At 67.7% G+C, this 3,895-nt stretch carries 4 protein-coding genes; 3 read left to right on the forward strand and 1 reads right to left on the reverse strand.

All coding sequences use genetic code 11. The features are described from left to right. Positions 1-481 precede the first annotated feature (481 nt). The 3 genes from R1101_RS0117990 (at position 482) to R1101_RS0118000 (ending at position 3,294) form a co-directional block, all read left to right on the forward strand. The gene (locus R1101_RS0117990; protein WP_026003424.1) at positions 482-1,567 is read left to right on the forward strand and encodes an S-(hydroxymethyl)mycothiol dehydrogenase; all 1,086 of its coding nucleotides are present in this window, start codon (positions 482-484) and stop codon (positions 1,565-1,567) included. Then, positions 1,564-2,199 carry an MBL fold metallo-hydrolase gene (locus R1101_RS0117995; protein ID WP_016934745.1) on the forward strand — a complete coding sequence of 212 codons (636 nt, stop codon included), beginning with the start codon at positions 1,564-1,566 and terminating at the stop codon, positions 2,197-2,199. Before R1101_RS0117990 ends, R1101_RS0117995 begins: the two co-directional genes overlap by 4 nt. Before the next feature lie 72 nt (positions 2,200-2,271). Next, positions 2,272-3,294, forward strand: a complete 1,023-nt coding sequence (locus R1101_RS0118000; protein WP_016934746.1) for a CobW family GTP-binding protein — start codon at positions 2,272-2,274, stop codon at positions 3,292-3,294. A gap of 15 nt (positions 3,295-3,309) precedes the next feature. Here R1101_RS0118000 and R1101_RS27355 read toward each other — a convergent pair. Then, positions 3,310-3,895, reverse strand: a 586-nt coding sequence (locus tag R1101_RS27355) for a helicase-related protein (RefSeq protein WP_016934747.1), incomplete at its 5' end; no start/stop codon positions are given.

Below are 3,895 nucleotides of genomic sequence, written 5' to 3' on the forward strand. Positions count from 1 at the left end.
GTCTTCGCGAGGCCGGCGAGATACGGGTCGGCCACGGTGGGGGTGTCCTGCTGGGGTAGCACGATCGCGGCCGCTGCCACGACTCCGAGTGCGGTGGGAGCGAAGACGCCGGCAAGAATTCTCCGACGCGACAGCGACTTTCGAAGTGCCATGGGCCTCTACCAATCCGTTTCTCACCGAGGAATTGCCGGTCCGCCGAAGTGCGACGGGTCGTAACGGATTTCGTGAAGGCCGGTCGGAGCGTTACATCGAGGCGGCTTTTCCGAGGTGGTGGCGGTGAACACTTCTGCGAGCACCGGATGCGAAATCCGAGGGAAATGCGCCAATCGGACAAGGGGAAGTCGGATGGCCGCCTGGCCGTTCGGCGGGGTCGGACCCGTCGAACGATCAGGAGCAGAGCGTCGCGGGAGTGGCTAGGGTCGGAATCACCGGAAGTCGGAATCACCGGACACAGCCGGTCGCATCACGAAACGGAGACACCATGTCGCAAACAGTCCGCGGAGTCGTCGCTCGCTCGAAGGGAGCGCCTGTGGAGGTCGTGCCCATCGTGATCCCCGATCCCGGACCCGGTGAGGTCGTCGTCGCGATCGCCGCGTGCGGGGTGTGCCACACGGATCTGCACTACCGCGAGGGTGGCATCAACGACGAGTTCCCGTTCCTGCTCGGCCACGAGGCCGCCGGTGTCGTCGAGTCCGTCGGTGAGGGTGTCGACTCCGTCGCCGTGGGCGACTTCGTCGTCCTGAACTGGCGCGCGGTGTGCGGACAGTGTCGCGCGTGCAAGCGCGGCCGGCCGCAGTACTGCTTCGACACCTTCAACGCCACGCAGAAGATGACGCTCGAGGACGGCACCGAGCTCACCCCGGCGCTGGGCATCGGCGCATTCGCCGACAAGACTCTCGTGCACGCCGGCCAGTGCACCAAGGTCGACCCGAGTGCCGATCCGGCCGTCGTGGGCCTGCTCGGTTGCGGTGTCATGGCAGGTCTCGGCGCCGCCGTCAACACCGGCGGAGTGTCGCGTGGCCAGTCCGTCGCGGTCATCGGCTGTGGCGGTGTCGGCGATGCCGCGATCATGGGGGCGCGTCTGGCGGGCGCAGGCACGATCATCGCCGTCGACCGCGACGACAAGAAGCTCGAGTGGGCCACCGATCTCGGCGCCACCCACACCGTCAACTCCACCTCGGTCGACGCGGTCGAGGCGATCAAGGAACTGACGGGCGGTTTCGGTGCCGACGTCGTCATCGAGGCCGTGGGCCGTCCGGAGACCTACAAGCAGGCCTTCTATGCCCGCGATCTCGCCGGCACCGTCGTCCTCGTGGGTGTGCCCACCCCGGACATGACCCTCGAGATGCCGCTGATCGACTTCTTCTCGCACGGCGGCTCGCTCAAGAGCTCGTGGTACGGCGACTGCCTGCCCGAGCGCGACTTCCCGACCTACGTCGACCTCTACCAGCAGGGGCGTCTGCCGCTCGAGAAGTTCGTCACCGAGCGCATCGGCATCGACGACGTCGAGAAGGCCTTCGAGACGATGCACCGCGGTGAGGTGCTGCGTTCGGTGGTGGTCCTGTGAGCACCTCTCCGATCCGCGTCGACCGCGTCGTCACCTCGGGCACCTTCGAGCTCGACGGCGGCGAATGGGAGGTCGACAACAACATCTGGCTCGTCGGCGACGACTCCGAGGTGGTCGTCATCGATGCCGCGCACACCGCGCAGCCGATCATCGACGCCGTCGGTGGGCGGAAGGTCGTGGCGATCGTATGCACGCACGCCCACAACGACCACATCACGGTGGCGCCCGAACTGTCGGAGAAGCTCGACGCGCCGATCCTGCTCAACCCGGCCGACGACATGCTGTGGGAGATGACCCATCCGGGTGTCGCACACGGCACGCTCGAGGACGGGGAGCGGATCCGGGTTGCCGGCACCGACATCCAGGCGATCGCCACACCGGGTCACTCACCGGGCTCGACCTGCCTGTACCTGCCGGAGGCGGGTGAGCTGTTCAGCGGCGACACCCTGTTCTCCGGCGGGCCGGGCGCGACGGGCCGCTCGTTCTCGGACTTCCCGACCATCATCGGGTCGATCCGCGACAAGCTCTTCGTCCTGCCCGCGGAGACCACGGTCCACACCGGTCACGGCGACGGCACCACCATCGGTACCGAGTCGCCGCATCTCGAGGAGTGGATCAAGCGCGGCAGCTGATGCCGCCGGTGCGCGGTTCCGGTAGCGGCGGCTACCGGAACCGCACACGCGCACACCGCTAGTCTCACCTTCATGGCGAAGAAGCAGATCCCGGTGATCGTGGTGGCCGGATTTCTCGGCGCGGGGAAGACGACGCTGCTCAACCACCTTCTGCGTAATACCCGCGGTGCGCGGATCGGCGTGATCGTCAACGACTTCGGCTCGGTCAACATCGATTCCATGATGGTCGCCGGGCAGGTCGACTCGATGGTTTCGCTCAGCAACGGATGCCTGTGCTGCGCAGTCGATGTCAGCGACATGGACGCGATGCTCGACAAGCTCGCCCACCGCTCGTCCGATCTCGACGTCATCGTCGTCGAGGCCAGCGGACTCGCCGAGCCCCGCAACATGATCCGGCTCGTCGCCGGCTCGGAGAACGAATACGTCACCTACGGCGGCCTCGTGCTCGTCGTCGACGCGGTGGAGTTCGCCGCGACCGCAGCGCAGCATCCCGAACTCGAACAACACGTCGCTCTCGCAGATCTGGTGCTGGTCAACAAGACCGACCGCATCGACGGTGACGCTCACGACGATCTGCTGACCCGCCTGTGCCGGCTCAATTCCCGCGCGGCGGTCGTCTCCACCGACCACGGCCGCATCGACCCGGCGCTGTTGTTCGACATCCCGGAGCGTCCGGATCCCCGGCCCGGGGAACAGCTCACCCTCGACGAACTGCTCTACGAGCAGGACGAGCACGACCACACCCATCTGCACGAGGGCTACGACGCGATCACCTTCGACGCCGCAGATGCACTGCACCCCCGCGTGCTGGTCGATTTCCTCGAGAACCAGCCCGCAGGGGTGTTCCGTATCAAAGGATATGTGCGTGTCACCGCCGGGTTGCACACCGCCGACTATCTGGTGCACACCGTGGGCGACCACATCCGCTTCGACACGGCGGGCCGACGGGACGATGTGCCCGACGGGACGCAACTCGTCGTCATCGGCGCCGATCTCGACGCCGACGACGTACGGGAGCGATTACGGCGCTGTGTGCCGACCGAACCGGTGTCCGCGGACGCGATGTACGCGATACACAGGTTCACACCCCGCTGACGCGGGCGGTCGGACTCAGCGTGCAGCGGAGGTGCGGCGCTGGGGACGGCGGCGGCCACCGGTTGCGGTTGCGGCGCCCTGACCGGCCGAACGCTGACCGCCGGTCGCACGCTGTCCTCCCGAGGAGCGCTGTCCATCCGCGGAACGCTGTCCGCTCGAGGAGGAGCGCTGCCCCGAACCGGAGCGCTGGGTGGAACCCTGACGAGGAGCCGACGACCGCCGACCGCCGCCGTTGCGCTGCGGACGCGACGGCGCGGCAGTCTGCTTCGGAGCCGGCGGAACATGCGGCGCGATCTCGCCGACGAGCGCGAGCACGTGCTCGGAGTCCGCCGTCACCTTCACCGGGGTGACGTCGATCGCGGCCTTGCGCATGATGGCCGCGAGATCCTTGCGCTGGTCGGGCAGCACGACGGTCACGACGTCGCCCGTGCTGCCGGCGCGGGCGGTACGGCCCGAGCGGTGCAGGTATGCCTTGTGCTCGGCCGGAGGATCGACGTGCACGACGAGTTCGACGTCGTCGACGTGGACACCGCGCGCAGCGACATCCGTCGCGACGAGCACTCGGGCCTCACCCGACGAGAACGCGGCGAGGTTGCGGTCG

It is taken from the genome of Rhodococcus sp. R1101, assembly GCF_000278445.1.
In the GTDB taxonomy this organism is placed as follows: domain Bacteria; phylum Actinomycetota; class Actinomycetes; order Mycobacteriales; family Mycobacteriaceae; genus Rhodococcus; species Rhodococcus gordoniae.

What these genes read in the sequence shown, in the direction of transcription:
- R1101_RS0117990 (WP_026003424.1), top strand. Translation starts at nt 482, where the DNA reads ATGTCGCAAACAGTCCGCGGAGTCGTCGCTCGCTCGAAGGGAGCGCCT.
- R1101_RS0118000 (WP_016934746.1), top strand. Translation starts at nt 2,272, where the DNA reads ATGGCGAAGAAGCAGATCCCGGTGATCGTGGTGGCCGGATTTCTCGGC.